At 72.1% G+C, this 16,120-nt stretch carries 18 protein-coding genes; 10 read left to right on the plus strand and 8 right to left on the minus strand.

Going from position 1 to position 16,120, the window contains the following annotated elements; all coding sequences use genetic code 11:
- Positions 1-576, minus strand: coding sequence for a dihydrofolate reductase family protein (locus tag ACWEN0_RS31145; RefSeq protein ID WP_451981486.1), 576 nt, complete (start codon positions 574-576; stop codon positions 1-3).
- 216 nt (positions 577-792) lie between these two features.
- On the opposite strand from ACWEN0_RS31145, the gene ACWEN0_RS31150 reads away from it, so the two are divergent.
- On the plus strand, positions 793-1,395 hold the full coding sequence (locus tag ACWEN0_RS31150; protein ID WP_451981489.1) for a hypothetical protein: 603 nt from the start codon (positions 793-795) through the stop codon (positions 1,393-1,395).
- Positions 1,396-1,416: 21 nt separating this feature from the next.
- On the opposite strand, the gene ACWEN0_RS31155 is transcribed toward ACWEN0_RS31150, so the two are convergent.
- Positions 1,417-2,352 (minus strand): RluA family pseudouridine synthase, encoded by a 936-nt coding sequence (locus tag ACWEN0_RS31155; protein ID WP_451981492.1) that lies wholly within the window; start codon positions 2,350-2,352, stop codon positions 1,417-1,419.
- Positions 2,353-2,368: 16 nt separating this feature from the next.
- The gene (locus tag ACWEN0_RS31160; RefSeq protein ID WP_451981496.1) at positions 2,369-2,761 is read right to left on the minus strand and encodes a DUF5313 domain-containing protein; all 393 of its coding nucleotides are present in this window, start codon (positions 2,759-2,761) and stop codon (positions 2,369-2,371) included.
- Between the two features lie 56 nt (positions 2,762-2,817).
- On the opposite strand from ACWEN0_RS31160, the gene ACWEN0_RS31165 reads away from it, so the two are divergent.
- Both ACWEN0_RS31165 and ACWEN0_RS31170 read left to right on the plus strand, forming a co-directional pair.
- Entirely contained in the window at positions 2,818-3,255 is a 438-nt protein-coding gene (locus tag ACWEN0_RS31165; protein WP_451981498.1) for a MarR family winged helix-turn-helix transcriptional regulator, read from the plus strand.
- A 35-nt stretch (positions 3,256-3,290) separates the two neighbouring features.
- A complete protein-coding gene (locus ACWEN0_RS31170) occupies positions 3,291-4,172 on the plus strand; it encodes a TIGR03854 family LLM class F420-dependent oxidoreductase (protein WP_451981501.1) in 882 nt (293 codons plus the stop codon).
- A gap of 7 nt (positions 4,173-4,179) precedes the next feature.
- On the opposite strand, the gene ACWEN0_RS31175 is transcribed toward ACWEN0_RS31170, so the two are convergent.
- Positions 4,180-5,694: an MDR family MFS transporter gene (locus tag ACWEN0_RS31175; protein WP_451981504.1), complete on the minus strand. Its 1,515-nt coding sequence runs from the start codon at positions 5,692-5,694 to the stop codon at positions 4,180-4,182.
- A gap of 125 nt (positions 5,695-5,819) precedes the next feature.
- On the opposite strand from ACWEN0_RS31175, the gene ACWEN0_RS31180 reads away from it, so the two are divergent.
- Positions 5,820-6,980 (plus strand): DUF1015 family protein, encoded by a 1,161-nt coding sequence (locus tag ACWEN0_RS31180; RefSeq protein ID WP_451981507.1) that lies wholly within the window; start codon positions 5,820-5,822, stop codon positions 6,978-6,980.
- Here ACWEN0_RS31180 and ACWEN0_RS31185 read toward each other — a convergent pair.
- Together ACWEN0_RS31185 and ACWEN0_RS31190 are read right to left on the minus strand one after the other, a co-directional pair.
- Positions 6,977-7,900 (minus strand): squalene cyclase, encoded by a 924-nt coding sequence (locus tag ACWEN0_RS31185; protein WP_451981510.1) that lies wholly within the window; start codon positions 7,898-7,900, stop codon positions 6,977-6,979. The genes ACWEN0_RS31180 and ACWEN0_RS31185 overlap by 4 nt on opposite strands.
- Entirely contained in the window at positions 7,900-8,406 is a 507-nt protein-coding gene (locus ACWEN0_RS31190) for a DinB family protein (RefSeq protein WP_451981513.1), read from the minus strand. Before ACWEN0_RS31190 ends, ACWEN0_RS31185 begins: the two co-directional genes overlap by 1 nt.
- A gap of 55 nt (positions 8,407-8,461) precedes the next feature.
- Here ACWEN0_RS31190 and ACWEN0_RS31195 point away from each other — a divergent pair, with 55 nt between their 5' ends.
- From ACWEN0_RS31195 to ACWEN0_RS31205, 3 genes are read left to right on the plus strand one after another with little or no spacing between them, the layout of a single operon-like run.
- Entirely contained in the window at positions 8,462-9,541 is a 1,080-nt protein-coding gene (locus tag ACWEN0_RS31195) for an ATP-dependent DNA ligase (RefSeq protein ID WP_451981516.1), read from the plus strand.
- Positions 9,538-10,542, plus strand: coding sequence for a DNA polymerase domain-containing protein (locus ACWEN0_RS31200; RefSeq protein ID WP_451981519.1), 1,005 nt, complete (start codon positions 9,538-9,540; stop codon positions 10,540-10,542). Before ACWEN0_RS31195 ends, ACWEN0_RS31200 begins: the two co-directional genes overlap by 4 nt.
- Before the next feature lies 1 nt (position 10,543).
- On the plus strand, positions 10,544-10,990 hold the full coding sequence (locus tag ACWEN0_RS31205; protein ID WP_451981522.1) for a GNAT family N-acetyltransferase: 447 nt from the start codon (positions 10,544-10,546) through the stop codon (positions 10,988-10,990).
- A 1-nt stretch (position 10,991) separates the two neighbouring features.
- Here ACWEN0_RS31205 and ACWEN0_RS31210 read toward each other — a convergent pair whose 3' ends face one another.
- Both ACWEN0_RS31210 and ACWEN0_RS31215 read right to left on the minus strand, forming a co-directional pair.
- On the minus strand, positions 10,992-11,273 hold the full coding sequence (locus ACWEN0_RS31210; protein ID WP_451981525.1) for a hypothetical protein: 282 nt from the start codon (positions 11,271-11,273) through the stop codon (positions 10,992-10,994).
- A 67-nt stretch (positions 11,274-11,340) separates the two neighbouring features.
- Positions 11,341-12,351 (minus strand): CobW family GTP-binding protein, encoded by a 1,011-nt coding sequence (locus tag ACWEN0_RS31215; RefSeq protein ID WP_451981528.1) that lies wholly within the window; start codon positions 12,349-12,351, stop codon positions 11,341-11,343.
- A gap of 441 nt (positions 12,352-12,792) precedes the next feature.
- On the opposite strand from ACWEN0_RS31215, the gene ACWEN0_RS31220 reads away from it, so the two are divergent.
- From ACWEN0_RS31220 to ACWEN0_RS31230, 3 genes are all read left to right on the plus strand, one after another.
- Positions 12,793-13,944: a nitric oxide synthase oxygenase gene (locus ACWEN0_RS31220; RefSeq protein ID WP_451981531.1), complete on the plus strand. Its 1,152-nt coding sequence runs from the start codon at positions 12,793-12,795 to the stop codon at positions 13,942-13,944.
- Positions 13,945-14,054: 110 nt separating this feature from the next.
- Entirely contained in the window at positions 14,055-14,561 is a 507-nt protein-coding gene (locus ACWEN0_RS31225) for a flavodoxin domain-containing protein (RefSeq protein WP_451981534.1), read from the plus strand.
- A 77-nt stretch (positions 14,562-14,638) separates the two neighbouring features.
- Positions 14,639-15,934, plus strand: a complete 1,296-nt coding sequence (locus tag ACWEN0_RS31230; RefSeq protein WP_451981537.1) for an MFS transporter — start codon at positions 14,639-14,641, stop codon at positions 15,932-15,934.
- Positions 15,935-16,120 lie beyond the last annotated feature (186 nt).

A 16,120-nucleotide genomic window follows, 5' to 3' on the forward strand; every position in this document is an offset into this window, starting at 1 on the left:
CTAGTGAATGACGTCGTAGACGAGCTTCTGGATGCCGTTCGAGTAGGTCTCGCTCTCCAGCACCTTCAGGTTCTGCTTGGCCTTGTCCGTGGTGCTGAACAGCCGCTTGCCCGCGCCGAGCAGGACGGGGAACACCAGCAGGTGGTAGCGGTCGACCAGGCCGGCGTCGGCCAGCGCGCGGTTCAGCGCGGCGCTGCCGTGGACGATGATCGGGCCGCCCTCGGTCTCCTTGAGCGCGGCGACGTCTTCGAGCGAGCGCAGGATGGTGGTCTCGCCCCAGTTCGTCACCAGGTCCTCGTCCTTGAGCTTCGTCGACACGACGTACTTCGGCATCGCGTTGTAGCCCGGGAACTCCTCGGTCATGCCCGGCCACACCGGCGCGAACGCCTCGTAGCTGACCCGGCCCATCAGCATCGCCGTGGCTTCGCCCTGCTCACGGCCCTTGAGCTCGTAGGCCGCCGGGTCGAACTCGATGTCCTGGAAGGTCCAGCCGGCGTTGCGGTAGCCGGGCTCACCGCCGGGGCCTTCGACGACGCCGTCCAGCGAGACGAAGGCGGTGGTGATCAGGGTGCGCATGGGTGCTCCTCGGGTGCTCGTGCCGTGCTTTCACGAGTGTGTCGAACGGGCACCGCCGGATTCGACACCGCCGCGCGGAAAACTTCCGACGCACCACGCACGGGGGAAGTGGGTCTTGTCCGCGGCCGCCCGGACTCGTACAGTCACAGCCACGTCGGGCAAAGGTCTGAACCTGTGTCCTGCCACCGCCGCCTCGAGTGATACAGGAGGTTGACGGTGCGCAGACTACGCGGCGCGGGGGTCCTCGCGGCGGCCGTGGCCGGGCTCGCGGTGCTCGCCCCGAACGCGGACGCCCAGGTCGGCGACGGGTCCTGGACAGCGGACTCGCCGGGCTTCACCACCCAGGAAAAGGGGTGCGGGGCCGTCTCCGGCCTCACCTTCAAGCTCACCTGCTCGACGGGCAGCGGTGAGCAGCGGGCGGAACGCCGCTACGACACCTACACCGGCGGCACCCACCAGTTCGAGGGCTCCTTCAAGATCACCAGCATGTCCGGCTCCCGGATCAGCCTGAAGCAGACGTTCCGGGACGGCTCGAACGCCGGCCCGTACTTCCTGCTGGCCGTGGAGAAGGGCGGCCGGATGTACGCCGTCGAAGGCGGGGCGACGCTGGGCAGCGGCGCGACCGTCGGCACGTCGGTGCGGGTCAACACGATCAACCAGGTCGGCAGCTCGCACAAGGTCTACATCAACGGCTCGCTGAAGCAGACGATCTCCAGCCCGGGCGGCAGCTACTACGACAAGTTCGGCACCTACCGCACGTCCAGCGGCGCGGGGCCGATCACGGTGACGTGGAGCGGCATCAAGTTCTGGCACAGGTGATGCGCGCGCGGCGTCCCCGGGTCACGCCGGGGGCGCCGCCCACGCGTCCGGGTCGTCCCACGCGGACAGCCGGAGCCCGCTGGTGAACCGGCGGTGCGCGCCGGTGACCGGGTCGTCGAAGTCGAGGACCTTCGCCAGCAGCTGCAACGGTTTCGTGAAGTCGCCGAGGGGCTTCTCCCGCAGCTGGGGGTAGAAGTCGTCGCCGAGGATCGGGATGCCGAGGCCGCTCAGGTGCACGCGCAGCTGGTGGGTCCGGCCGGTCGACGGCGCGAGCCGGTAGCGGCCCAGCCCGTCGCGGTGCTCGACGAGCTCGACGTACGTCACGGCGTTGACCGGCCCGGGCTCTTCGCGGGCGGCGAGGACGCCGCGTTCCTTGACGATCCGGCTGCGGACCGTCCGCGGCAGCGTCAGCGCCGGGTCGTGCGGCGCGATCGCCTCGTACTCCTTGTGCACCCGGCGGTCCCGGAACAGCGTCTGGTACTTCCCGCGCAGCTCCGGCGTGATCACGAACATCACCAGTCCCGCCGTGACGCGGTCGAGGCGGTGCGCGGGGGACAGGTGGGGCAGGTCGAGGTCGCGGCGCAGGCGGACGAGGGCCGTCTCGAGGATGTGCTGCCCGCGCGGGATGGTCGCCAGGAAGTGCGGCTTGTCGACGACCAGCAGGTGCTCGTCGCGGTGCACGACGCGGATGGCGAACGGCACCGGGACTTCGTCCGGCAGGTCGCGGTGGAACCAGACGAACGAGCCGGGCTCGTAGGCCGCGTCGACGCCGAGCGGCCCGTCGACGCCGTGGATGCGCTCCTCGCGCAGCATCTCCTCGATGCGGCCGGGCGCGACGCGCGGCAGGCGGTCGACGAGGTGGGCCAGCAGCGTCGGCCACTCGCCCTCGGGCAGTTTCAGCCGGGCGGGGTCCAGCCCGTGGCGGGGCGGGATCGGGGGCCGGAGCTTGCGTCTCATCGTCCCCCGACTGTAGCTAACCCTCGGACGGGTTCCGGTAGCGCGCGAGGTAACGGGCGGTGATCTCGGCGTTCTTCGCTTCGGCGGCCTCGGCGCGGATGCGGCGCCCGGTGTTGTGCGGGAAGCCCTGCCGGCCGAGCCGGTGCTCGACGCTCTCCTCCATGTACGCGCACGAGTAGAAGTACGCGACGAGCGCCGCCATCAGGACCAGCGAGAGCCGGAGCCAGATCGAGCCCGGCAGCAGCAGCCACACGGCGCACAGCGGCACGATGCCGACGGACCGCTGGAGCACGTAGCGTGCCCGCCAGTGCTTCGACGTCGCGTCGTGCAGCGCCCAGTCGTTGTAGCGGTTCGGCAGCCGTACACCGACGGCGTAGCCGAACCAGCGGAGTACACCCGGTCGTTCCATGGCTCTCATAGTACACTAACGATTAGTGCGCTAATCATTAGTGTTAGGATCGCGACATGGTCGACCTGGGTGAAGACCCGCTGAAGCTGGACCGGCAAGTGTGCTTCGCGCTGTCCGTGGCGTCGCGCAGCGTGATCGGGATCTACCGGCCGCTGCTGGAGCCGCACGGCCTGACCCACCCGCAGTACCTTGTGATGCTGGCGCTGTGGGAGCGTTCGCCGCGCTCGGTGAAGGACCTGGGCACGACGCTGCGGCACGAGCCGGCGACGCTGTCGCCGCTGCTCAAGCGGCTGGAGGCGCTCGGGTACGTCACGCGCAGCCGGAGCCGGACGGACGAGCGGCAGCTGACCGTCGAGCTGACGGAGTCCGGGCGCGCGCTGCGGGCGGAGGCGGAGAAGATCCCGTACCAGGTGGTCGAAACGCTGGGCATGGACGTCGCCGAGCTGGAGGCGCTCCACGGCGTGCTGACCCGGGTCATCGACGCGACCGCCTGAGGAATGCCTCGCCGGCCGGCCGGGTTGTGCACGGTGTGCTGAAGATCAGGCTGGGCGTCGCACCGGCGGCGGGGACCGGGCCGCGCGAGTTCGCCGGGCTCGCGCAGCGGCTCGAAGCGGCCGGCGTCGACTCGCTGTGGCTGTCTGAGCTCGTGTATTCGCCCGAGGTCGACCCGATGATCGGGATGGCGCACGCGCTGGCGCGGACGTCGAAGCTGAAGGTCGGCACGGGCGTCGCGATCCTTCCCGGCCGTCACCCGGTGCTGGTCGCGAAGCAGCTGCTCACGCTGGCCGGGCTAGCGCCGAAGCGCGTGCTGCCAGTGTTCGGCCTCCGCCCGGCCCGCGCGGCCGAGCACGACTTGTTCCCGGTCCCGGCGGGCCGCCGCGCAGCGGTGTTCGACGAGTCCCTGACGCTGTTGCGCCGCCTGCTGGAAGAGGACTCGGTGTCGTTCGACGGCGCCTTTTTCCAGGTTTCCGGCGTTTCCCTGGGCCCGCGCCCGGCGAAGCGCCTGGACGTCTGGCTGGGCGGCTCGGCACCGGCGGCCCTGCGCCGCACGGGCCGCCTCGCGGACGGCTGGCTCGGCAGCTTCCACACGCCGGCCCAGGCCCGCGACGCCCGCATCGCGATCCAGGAAGCCGCGGCGGAGGCCGGCCGCGAGATCGAAGAGGACCACTTCGGGCTGAGCCTGGTGGTGGCCGATCGCGGGGTGCCGCCCGAGCTGGCCGCGGTGGCGTCACGCCGGGCCCCCGGCGTCCCGGTGCCGGACCTGATCGCGACGAGCTGGGCCGAGGCCCGACGTCTGGTGGAGCAGCACATCGAGGCGGGCCTGTCGAAGTTCGTGATCCGGCCCGCGCACGGGGACTTCGACGGCTTCCTGGAGAAGTTCCAGGCCGAGCTGGTACCGCTGCAGAACTGAAGCCCGGCTAGAACTCCAGCTGCTCCGCCTTCCGCGGCATGAGCAGCAGCGCCACGACCGAAACCGCCGCCACCACGAGCAGGCCGATGAACACGTAGTGGGTCGCCTCCGCCAAGGCGCCCCGGACGAACGTCGCGACCGGTGAGTCCGCGTGGCCGCCCAGCACCAGCGACGTCGCGTCCACCGACGGCGGCAGCTTGCCCGCCACCTCGGCCGGCGGGGAGGCGAAGCGGGAGGCCAGGGTCGCGTTGGCGATCGCGCCGAAGACCGCCGCGCCCACCGCGCTGCCCAGGGACCTGCTGAACAGGTTCGTCGCCGTGACCACGCCGCGGCGGTCCCAGCCCACCACCGACTGGACCGCCACCAGCGTCGGGCTCGACGTCAGGCCCAGGCCGATCCCGAGGACGAACGCCGCCAGCGCCGCCGCCCACAGGGTCGACGTCGCGCTCAGCGACGCCACCAGGGCCGCGCCGCCGATGACGAACACGCTGCCGATCAGGGACGTGTCGCGGAAGCCGATGCGCAGGTAGATCTTGCCCGCCAGGGACGCCGCGATCGGCCAGCCGACCGTCAGCGCGGCCACCGCGAACCCGGCCAGCAGCGCGCCCGCGCCGAGGACGCCCTGCGCGTACGTCGGCAGGTACGACGTCAGGCCCATCAGGACCGCGCCGACCACGACCGCCAGCAGGTTGCCGCCCACCAGGATCCGGCGGGTGAACACCCACAGCGGCAGCACCGGCTCGGTCGCGCGCTTCTCCACCAGCACGAACGCGGCGAGCAGCACCGCGCCCGTGACGAAGATCGCCACGCTCGGCACCGAGCCCCACGCCCACGCGACGCCGCCTTCGAGCAGGCCCAGGATCACCAGCGAACAGCCGACCGTGAGCAGCGCCGCGCCCGTGTAGTCGACCTTGTGCGCCTTGCGCTCCACCCGCTCGGCGAAGTTGCGGTGCAGCATCAGCGCGGCGATCGCGCCCAGCGGCAGGTTGATGAAGAAGATCCACCGCCAGTCCAGGTACTCGGCGAACACGCCGCCCAGGGTCGGGCCGACGACCGACGCGATGCCCCAGACGCTCGCGACGTAGCCCTGCACCCGGGCGCGTTCCTCGACCGTGTAGAGATCGCCGATGACCGTCATCGACATCGGCTGGATCGCGCCCGCGCCGATGCCCTGCACCGCGCGCGCCGCGATCAGCACCGGCATGCTCCACGCGGCGCCGCACAGCACGGACCCGACGAGGAACGCAGCGATGCCGAAGAACATCACCGGGCGGCGGCCGAGCACGTCGGCGAACTTGCCGTACAGCGGGACGGTCACCGCCTGCGTCAGCAGGTAGACCGAGAACAGCCAGGGGAACTGCGAAAACCCGCCGAGGTCGCGGACCACCGACGGGACGGCGGTCGCGATGATCGTGCTGTCCAGCGCGACCAGGGCGGTGCTGAGCATGACCGCGATCAGCACGGGCCCGCGTTCCGAGCGGAAACCGACCCCCTTCGCGCTGGTGGCGGCGGTGGTCGTCATCGGCGGGGTGCTCCTCGAGGCGGTCACGATCGGGGTCAACTACTTTGCTGCCCTAAGCATTCCATCCGGCGTGGCCGCACCCCAGTGAATTTCCGTCAGCGTGCTCTTCCCGGAAGATGGGTGGGATGAGCAGCTGGATCCGGCCGATCGGCCAGGGGTGGGTGGTCCGGGACGCGGTGCCGGGGCCCGACGTCGACGAGTTCGCCGAGCCCGACCGCGTGGTCGAGGCCCTGGCCGCCGCCGGCGCCGCCGACAGCCTCCTGGCCGTGCAGCACCCCGCCCGCACGCCCGCGGCGCTGGCCAGGGGGCTCGACCTGGCCGGCGCGGTCCCGGTCGCCCGGGCCGTGCTCGAACGCCTCCGCAAGCGGTTCTACCGGCCGGTGCGCGAGATCGTCGCGCCCTACCGGATCGAAGGGCCGGACGGCGTGGCCCTGGGCCTGCTCTGCCTGGTCGACCCGGCGGCGGTGACCGACGAGGGCGCCGCGCGGGTCCGGCACACCGAGGACGTCTACGCCGACGTCGTGGCCGAGCGGGCCGCCGTGCTGGCGGGGCTCGGGTGCGCGACCAGCGCGGCGATGCTCGTCCCGGCCTCCGGCGGTGACGTGCTGACCGAGCAGGTCGAACGGGCCTGCGCCGGGCTCGGGCTGCCCGATCTGTCCACTTCGGACGCCGCGGGGCGGCGGCACGAGCTGTGGGTGGTGCCGGCGGGCGCGCTGCAGAACCGGCTGCTGGCCGCGGTCGCCGCCGCCGACCTGCTGGTGGCCGACGGCAACCACCGGGTGGCCGCGGCCTCGGCGGCGGGCCACGGCGCATTGCTGGCCCTGGTCACCGCGGGCCCGCACCTGCAGATCGGCGCGATCCACCGGGTGCTGCGCAGGACCGGGCTCGACCCGGAGGAGCTGGTGTCGCGCTGGTGCGCGGCCGGCCTGGACGTCCGCTACGACGAGCACGCCGTCCCGGTCACCGGCGAGGTGGTGGTCCGCGCGGGCGCGGTCGTGCTGCGGATCCCGCTCCCGGTCCCGGCCGGTCCCGGCCCGGTGATCGACCACGAGATCGTCGAGCGGGTCCTGTTCGACGAGGCGCTCGGCGTGGACCCGGACGGGCCCTGCGTGCTGCCGCTGCCCGCCGGACGTCCGCTGCCGCCCGACGCGGACGCGGTGGTGCTGCTGGCGCCGGTGCGGTACGCGGACGTGCTGGCCGTGCACGCCGCGGGACGGCGGATGCCGCGGAAGGCCACGTACTTCACGCCGAAGCCGCGCAGCGGGCTGGTGCTGGCGGCGCTCTAGCGGGCCTCCCACCAGGTCAGGACCCGGGTGCCGAAGAGCGTCAGCCACTTCGACGGCTCGCCGGGCGGGACGTCGACGTCGAACCAGACCCGGCCCTGGTGCCGCTCGGTCTGCAGCCACGTCCCGTCCGGCCGGCGCGCCGCGCGGACCAGGTCGACCGCCTCCGCCAGGCGCGGGTCCGGCCGGTCCGCGTCGCGGAAGTAGGACACCGCGTTCAGCGCGTCGTAGTGCCACCGGATCGGGTACGAGAACTCGCCCAGCCAGGACGCGATCGGCTCGCCCGTGGACAGCCGCCGCAGCAGGTGGCGCTCCAGCAGGTACTCCTCGCCGGCCAGGCGCGCGGCCCGGGATTCGGGCGTGCCGCCGGTGGTGGTCTCGAACGCGAGCAGGCCCTTCAGCGCGTTGAGCGTCGAGTGGACCGACGAGCGCGCCGCCCCCTCGACCCACTCGCAGTTCCAGCCGCCGTCGGGGAGCCGGTGCCCGGCGAACCACGACGCGATCCCCGAGACGTCCGCGCCGAGCCACACCCCGTTGGCCAGCGTCCACGCGTTGATGCAGCAGTCGACCTCGCCGTCCCAGTACGGCAGGTTCTCGTACTCCCAGCGGCTGTTCTCGGCCAGCAGCCCGGCGGTCCCGGCCAGCACCGACGCGTCGACGCCCCACTCGCGCAACGAGTTCAGCGTCCACGTCGTCGCCGTCCAGGGCTGGGCTTCGCCGCCGCGGAAGCCCGCCGGGAAGAACGCGCCGCCCGCCCACTGGCCGTCGGGGTCCTGCAGGTCCAGCAGCCGGGCGCCGAACCCCTCGGTGGCGACCCGCGCGCGCGTCGCTTGCCAGACTTCCGGGGGCTCGCCCGCCAGGTCGCGCTCGACCTGCCAGCGCAGGGCCGGGTCGGAGTCGAGCAACCAGGCGAGCAGGTCCATCACGCCCCCGTGACGCCGTCGATCGCTTCGCGCAGGAAGTCGGCGTGGCCGTTGTGCCGCGCGTACTCGTGGATCATGTGCAGCATGACCAGGCGCAGGGAGACGTCTTCGCCCCAGCGCGCCTGGTACCCGGTGACGTCCAGGGACTCGGCCGCTTCTTCGATCTTCCGCGATTGTTCCACTTCGGCCTGCCACGCTTCGAACGCCTCGGCGCGCGTCGAGGCGCTCGCGTCGTAAGCGGCCTGGAAGTCCCCTTCGGCCGACCACCGCAGCGGGACGTCTTCGGCGTTGATGACCCGCCGGAACCAGGTGCGCTCCACCTCGGCCATGTGCCGGACCAGGCCGAGCAGGGACAGCGTGGACGGCGGGCTCGACGCGCGGCGGAGGTCCTCGTCGGACAGTCCGTCGCACTTCATGGCGAGCGTGGCGCGGTGGAAGTCGAGGAACGTGCGCAGCATCTCGCGCTCGCCGCCGGTCAGCGGCGGTTCGGGTCGTTCGGTGGTCACCGGACAGTGTCTATCACGCCCGGAAATGTCGGTGGGGTCATTTAGGATCGCCGGCGTGGACCTGCCCGTGATGCCGCCCGTGCGGCCGATGCTCGCGAAAGCCGTGCACGACGTGCCCCGTGACCCGGGGCTGCTGTACGAGCCCAAGTGGGACGGCTTCCGCTGCGTCGTGTTCCGCGACGGCGACGAGATCGAGCTCGGCTCCCGCAACGACCGCCCGCTGACGCGCTACTTCCCGGAGCTGGTGGAGCTGCTGGCGGCCGCGCTGCCGCCGCGCTGCGTCGTGGACGGCGAGATCGTGCTGGTCACGCCCGCGGGGCTCGACTTCGAGTCGCTGCAGCTGCGGCTGCACCCGGCGGCGTCGCGCGTGCGCAAGCTCGCCGAGGAGACGCCGGCCAGCTTCATCGCCTTCGACCTGCTCGCCCTCGGCGACACCGACCTCACCGGCGAGCCGTTCCGCGAGCGGCGCAAGCGGCTCGAAAGCATCCTGGGCACCGAGGCCGAGGGCCTGCAGCGCGTCCACCTGACCCCGCTGAGCGACGACCCCGCCCAGGCCGAGGACTGGTTCACCCGGTTCGAGGGCGCGGGCTTCGACGGCGTCATGGCCAAGCCCGCCGACCTGCCGTACGAGCAGGACAAACGGGTCATGTGGAAGGTCAAGCACGAGCGCACGGCCGACTGCGTCGTCACCGGGTTCCGCTGGCACAAGGACGGCGAAGGCATCGGCTCGCTGCTGCTGGGCCTGTTCGACGACGAAGGCGTGCTGCACCACGTCGGCGTGGCCAGCAGCTTCACCAAGAAGCGCCGCGCCGAGCTGGTCGAGGAGCTGGCGCCGCTGCGCGAGAACGCCCTCGAGAACCACCCGTGGCGGTCCTGGGCCGAATACGAGCCCGAACCCGGCCGCCGCCCGGGCGCGATGAGCCGGTGGGCGCCGCAGAAGGAGCTGTCCTGGGAGCCGCTGCGGACCGAGTGGGTCGCGGAAGTCCGTTACGAGCACCTGCAGGGCGGGCGGTTCCGGCACGGCGGGCGGCTGGTCCGGTTCCGGCCCGACCGCACCCCGGAGTCGTGCACGTACGCGCAGCTCGACGAAGCACCGCCGGCCGAGCTGGCGAAGCTGTTCGGGGAGGCGCGATGAGCGAGGCGGTCCTGCTGGACGTCGACGGCGTCGAGGTCAAGATCTCCAGCCCCGGCAAGGTCTACTTCCCCGAACGGGGGGAGACGAAGCTCGACCTCGTCGAGTACTACCGCGCGGTCTCCGGGCCGCTGCTGGCCCGGCTCGGCGGGCGCCCGCTGCTGCTGGAGCGCTACCCGGACGGCGCCGGCGGCAAGAACTGGTACCAGAAACGCGTGCCCAAGGGCGCGCCGCCGTGGCTGAGCACGACCGTCGTGTCCACGCCGAACGGCACGACGAGCGACGCCCTGGTCGCGAAGGACCTGGCGCACATCCTGTGGGCGGTGAACCTCGGCTGCCTGGGCTTCCACGTCTGGCCGTACCGCGCCGACACGCCCGAGGTCACCGACGAGCTGCGCGTCGACCTCGACCCGTCGCCGGGGATCGGCTTCGACGAACTGCGCGAAGCCGCCGTGCTGACCCGGGAGTTCCTGGCCGGGCACGGCATCGAAGGCCACCTGAAGACGTCCGGTTCACGGGGCCTGCACCTGTACGTGGTGCTCGAACCGCGCTGGGACGGGTTCCAGGTGCGGGCCGCGGCCGTCGCGCTGGCGCGGGCGCTGGAGCGGCGGCACCCGGAGAAGATCACCGCGCAGTGGTGGAAGGAAGAACGCGGCTCGCGCGTGTTCGTCGACTTCAACCAGAACGCGCCGCACAAGACGGTGTTCGGTGCCTGGTGCGTGCGTCCGCGGGTGGGCGGTCAGGTGTCGACGCCGATCGGCTGGGACGAACTGGACACCGTGGAGCCCGACGCGTTCACGGTGAGCACCGTGCCCGCGCGGGTGGCCGAACGCGGCGATCCCTGGGCCGGGGCGGGGGAGCGGCCGCAGTCGATCGCGCCGCTGCTGGAAATGTCCGAAGTGGACATGGCGAACGGGCTGATGGACGCGCCGTGGCCGCCGGTGTACCCGAAGATGCCGAACGAGCCGCCTCGGGTCGCGCCGAGCCGCGCGAAGAAGGCGTGAAGTGGCGACCGTCGCGGAGTGCCCGGCCGACGACGGGTTGCTGCTGGCCCTGATCACGGCGATGACGGCCGAGCTGGTCGTGGTCTACGACCTGCCGTCGGACGCGCGGCCGCGGCCGCTGGACCCGGCCAGCCGCTACCTGCTCGCCCGCGAAGGCGCGCGGGCCATCGGCTGCTGCGCGGTGGAACCCGTCGGGCCAGGGGTGTTCGAGCTGAAGCGCATGTTCGTCGCGCCGGACGTGCGCGGCACCGGCGTGTCGAGCGCGCTGGTGGCCGAGTCCGAGCGGCTGGCCCGCAGCGGGGGAGGTGTCCGGCTCCGGCTGGAAACGGGCGCCCGCCAGCCGGCGGCGATGCGGCTGTACGAACGCGCGGGGTACCGGCGGGTGCCGAACTTCCCGCCCCACAAGGGAGATCCCGAGTCGGTCTGTTACGAAAAGCGGCTGGCTTAGCTCAGAGACCCAGGTCCAGCGAAAACTGTCCCATGTCCGCTTCGGCCGTCGCGAGCCGGACGCCCGCCGGTGGTGCCGGCAGCGTCGCCACGCACGCGGGACAAGGCGCCACTTCGGACGTCGTCAGGTCGACCGGCTTCCAGCTGCGGGACTCCCGCTCGCCGCAGGCCGAACGCCGGTAGCGGAGGTCGCCGGAGCGGGTCATCAGGTGGGCCAGGGGGACGTCTTCGGGCAGCACGCCGACCAGGTACCAGCGTGGTGCGCTCACCGCGGTGGTCGTCATGGCCGCCAGTGTCCGTCGAAGCGCGCCGGAAGCCGTGCGTTTGCCGATCTTCGGCGTGGCGGCCTCGTCAGGCCTCGTCGGGCAGGTACCGCAGGACGTGCAGCAGGCCGCGCTCGTCGACCGCCGAAGGGTCCGGGGCCACGCAGTCGCCGAGCTCGGCCAGCACGGCGTCGGCGTCGATGCCCGCGCCGATCAGCACCAGCTCGGTGCGCCGGGGCTCGCCGGACGGCCACGCCGAGCGCTCCAGCTGCACGAACCCACCGACGGTGTGCAGGTGGAAGCGCGATCCGGCGTTGAAGTCGGCCTGGCCCTTCATCCGGTAGAGCCCGGCCGGCCGCCGCTCCAGCCAGTCGACGAACGCGCGGGGCGCCAGCGGCGTCCCGGCGGTGAACGTGACCGTGTCGTAGTGGGCGTGCAGGTGCCGCGAGTGGTCGTGGCCGTCCTCGCGCAGGTCGTCGAAGGACAGCTGGCCGGCGCGCTCGCCGCGGGGTTCGGGGTCGAAGAACAGCCGCGGGTCGACGCGCCCGTGCGAGGTGACCAGCAGCGGGCGGCCGGGCGCCAGCTCCTCGACGGTCGCCGACACCTTGGCCAGCGCGTCGGCGGGCACGCGGTCGGCCTTGTTCAGCACCACGAGGTCGGCCAGCCGCAGGTGGCCGGCCAGCTCGGGGTGCCGCTCGCGCGCGGCCTCGAACTCGGCCGCGTCCACCACCTCGGCGAGCCCGCCGTAGCGGATGTCCGGGTTTTCGCTGGCGATCATCAGCCGGATCAGGTCGCGGGGCTCGGCGATGCCGCTGGCTTCGACGACGATCACGTCGATGCCCGCCTCGGGGGAAGACAACCGCCCGAGCATCGCGTCCAGCCCGCTGGCGTCGACGGCGCAGCACAGGCAGCCGTTGCCGAGGGAGACCATCGTGTCGACCTGGCCGGCGACGGCGAGCGCGTCGACGTTCACGCTGCCGAAGTCGTTGACCACCACGCCGACCCGGGCGCCCTCGCGGTTGGCGAGCAGGTGGTTGAGCAGCGTCGTCTTGCCCGCGCCGAGGAACCCGGCGACGAGGACCACGGGGATCCGGCTCACGAAAACGTCCCTCCTCTGCCGATCACCGCGACTCTAACGCCGGCGCGGCGCCGGCTCATACACGGGTGACCGCCGCCGGGAAAGGCCGTTCGTCGCAACCCCACGAAAAGACGCAGGCGCGCACACGGAAACGGATCTTGCCGGTTTCTCGCCGGTGGGTGATCCAATTCCGGAAAATGCGCTACGCCATGTCCGGATAACGCTTGGTAGCAGATATTTTCGTGACGTTTTCCCTGGGAGGGAGGCTTTTCCGGGTGGCCGGCGATGTCGCTCTTGACGGATGGATTGCGCGGTGCCGGGTGCGGAGTACTCTCCCCGGCCTGGCCGGAGGTGCGGATTTCGCAGTCATCTCCGGCCTCGCCTGTTCGCGACGAGCATCGGAGGAACCGTGGACCTACGCATCGGGGCGCAGATCACGATTTCGGAGAGTGGGGAGGCGCGATGACCGTTACACCCGAGCGGGTGACGTCCGGTCCGCCGATCTACCAGCGTGTCTCGGTGGAGCAGGCGGTCAATTCCGCGGAAGCGGAGGAATTCCTGGACCGGATGTTCGCCGAAGGCGCGGCCGAAGAAGGCGACCGGTTCGAGACGCGGCTCGCCCGGATCCGCGCGGAAATCGCCGAAACGGGCACCTACCGGCACACCGCGGCCGAGCTGGCCTACGGCGCGCGCGTCGCGTGGCGCAACTCCGCGCGGTGCATCGGCAGGCTCTACTGGAACAGCCTCCGGATCCGCGACCGGCGCCGCGTCATCGACCCCGCCGCGATCGCCGGCGAGTGCGTGGCCCACCTCCGCCAGGCCACCCGCGGCGGCCGGATCCGGCCGACCGTCACGATCTTCGCCCCGGACACACCGGACACGCCCGGCCCGCGCATCCACAACGAACAGCTGATCCGCTACGCCGGGTACCGCCTGGACGACGGATCCGTGCTCGGCGACCCGCGCTACGCCGACTTCACCGAGCGGGTGCGGAGACTCGGCTGGCGCCCGCCCGAGCGAAGAGGGTCCTTCGACGTCCTCCCGCTGCTGGTCGAGGCGGACCGTGGCGACCCGTGGCTGTTCACGATCCCCGCGGACGCCGTCCTGGAGGTCCCGCTGACCCACCCCGACCACCGCTGGTTCGCCGGGCTCGGGCTGCGCTGGCACGCCGTGCCCGCGATCAGCAACATGCCGCTGGAGATCGGGGGCGTCACCTACCCGGCCGCGCCGTTCAACGGCTGGTACCTCGGCACCGAGATCGGCGCGCGCAACCTGGCCGACGAAGCGCGCTACGACCTCCTGCCGGTCATCGCCGAGCTGATGGGCCTGGACACCGCGAACGAGCGCACCCTGTGGCGCGACCGGGCGCTCGTCGAGCTGACGCTGGCGGTGCAGCACTCGTTCGACGCCGCGGGCGTGACGATGGCCGACCACCACACCGAGTCGCAGCGGTTCCTGTCCCACCTGGACCGCGAGGAGCGGGCCGGGCGGCGGTGCCCGGCCGACTGGAGCTGGATCGTGCCGCCGGTCTCGGGTGGCCAGACCGCTGTGTTCCACCGCTACTACGACGAGCCCGACCCCGGGGAGCGGCCGGCCTTCCTGTCACCGGACTGAGCTGCCGCGGGTACTCGGATGCCCACGCAGAGCAACGGGGAAGCGCCCGTATGGCGGATCGTGCCCGGCCCACGGCGCAGTCCGGCCCGGCAAGGCCGACAATGGTGCGCATGACCGCAGTCCTCGTCGCCTACGCCGGGCGCCACGGCGGAACCCGGCAGATCGCCGAGGTCATCGCCGCCGAGCTCGGCGAAAGCGGCCTGAGCGTGGACGTGCGCGACGCGGCCGACGTGGCCACCGTGGACCACTACGCGGCGGTCATCGTCGGCAGCGCGCTGTACTACCACCGCTGGCGGCCCGAGGCCGTCCGGCTGCTGGAGCGCAACGCGCGGGCGCTCGCCGAACGCCCGGTCTGGCTGTTCCACAGCGGGCCGTGCGGGCCCGGCACGGCGGGCCACCAGGTCAGCCTGCCGGCGAAGGTGGCGCTGCTGGCCGCGCGCATCGACGCGGAGCGCACCGCCACCTTCGGCGGCAGGCTCGACCCGGCGACCGTGCGCGGCCTGATCCCGAAGCTCATGGCGTCCGGGCACCGCGCGGGCGACTTCCGCGACTGGGACCGGATCAAGGCGTGGGCCCGCGACGTCGGCCGCCGCGTGCGCACGCGCGTCGCCCTGTGACCCTTGCCCGCACGGGGTGGTGGGTGCTAGACCAGCCCTGAGGTCTACCGGTGAAGAACCGACGGGACGGGGCAAACGTGACGGATCGGCAGGCGGCGTCCGCAGCAGACAAGAAAGCGCTTACTTCCGATCAGCGCAACGCGTTCCTCGCGGCGCTGCTCGGCTGGAGCATGGACTCGTTCGACTACTTCCTCGTCGTGTTCGTCCTGGCCGACATCGCCAAGGACAAGTCGTTCGGCGCGACGGCGACGCAGCTGGCGTTCATCACCACGGCGACGCTGGTCATGCGCCCGGTCGGCGCGCTGCTGTTCGGCCTCTGGGCCGACCGCGTGGGCCGGCGCGTCCCGCTGATCGCCGACGTCCTGCTGTACTCGGTGGCGGGCCTGCTGTGCGCGTTCGCGCCGAACTTCACCGTGCTGCTGATCCTGCGGTTCGTCTACGGCGTCGGCATGGGCGGCGAGTGGGGGCTCGGCGCCGCGCTGGCCATGGAGAAGATCCCGGTGGCGCGCCGCGGGTTCTTCTCGGGCCTGCTGCAGGTGGGCTATTCGATCGGCTACCTGCTGGCCGCGCTGGCGTACCTGCTGTTCCACTCGGCGCTGAACCTGGAGTGGCGCTGGATCTTCGTGCTGAGCATCTTCCCGGCGCTGATCAGCCTGCTGATCCGGGCGCGCGTGCGCGAGTCGGAGGTCTGGGAGGCCACGCGGGAGAAGCTGCGCGTGACGCGGACGTCGGTCAAGGACATCCTGCTGAACCCGAAGGTGATCCGCCGCTTCGGCTACCTGATCCTGCTGATGACGGCGTTCAACTGGATGAGCCACGGCACCCAGGACGTCTACCCGAGCTTCTTGAAGGCCCACGAAAACGGCGGCGCCGGGCTCAGCGCGTCGACGAGCACGTGGATCGCGGTGCTCTACAACGTCGGCGCGATCATCGGCGGCCTGACGTTCGGCACGCTGTCGGAACGCCTGGGCCGGCGGCGGACGATCGTCACGGCGGCCGTGCTGGGCCTGCCGGTGATCCCGATCTTCGCCTTCGACCACGGCGCCGGGATGCTCGCGCTCGGCTCGTTCCTGATGCAGGTCATGGTGCAGGGCGCGTGGGGCGTGATCCCGGCGCACCTGACGGAGATGTCCCCGGACGCGATCCGCGGCTTCTACCCGGGCGTGACCTACCAGCTGGGCAACCTGCTCGCGGCGCTGAACCTGCCGATCCAGCAGGCGATCGCGGAGTCCCACGGGTACACCTCGGCTCTCCTGTGGACGGTGGTGCCGGGGCTCGTGGCGGTCGCGGTCCTGACGGCGATCGGCAAGGAGGCCAAGGGGATCAGGTTCGGCGAGTCGGCGGTGGCGACGGCGCCGGCGAGCGCGAACTAGCGATCCGGGCGGCGACCGCCCGCGCACACGCGGCCGGCCCGGCGTGCGTGGTGTCTACGCCGAACGTGAGCCAAGGATCGGGCAGCTCCGCCTGCAGGGCACGGGCGATCGTGGTGGTAAGGGCGGCAGCGCGGAGGCACACACCCCCCCCGCCCCCCGCGGGGAGGACCCCCGCCGGCACACCCG

The sequence above is a fragment of the Amycolatopsis sp. NPDC004378 genome, assembly GCF_053602455.1.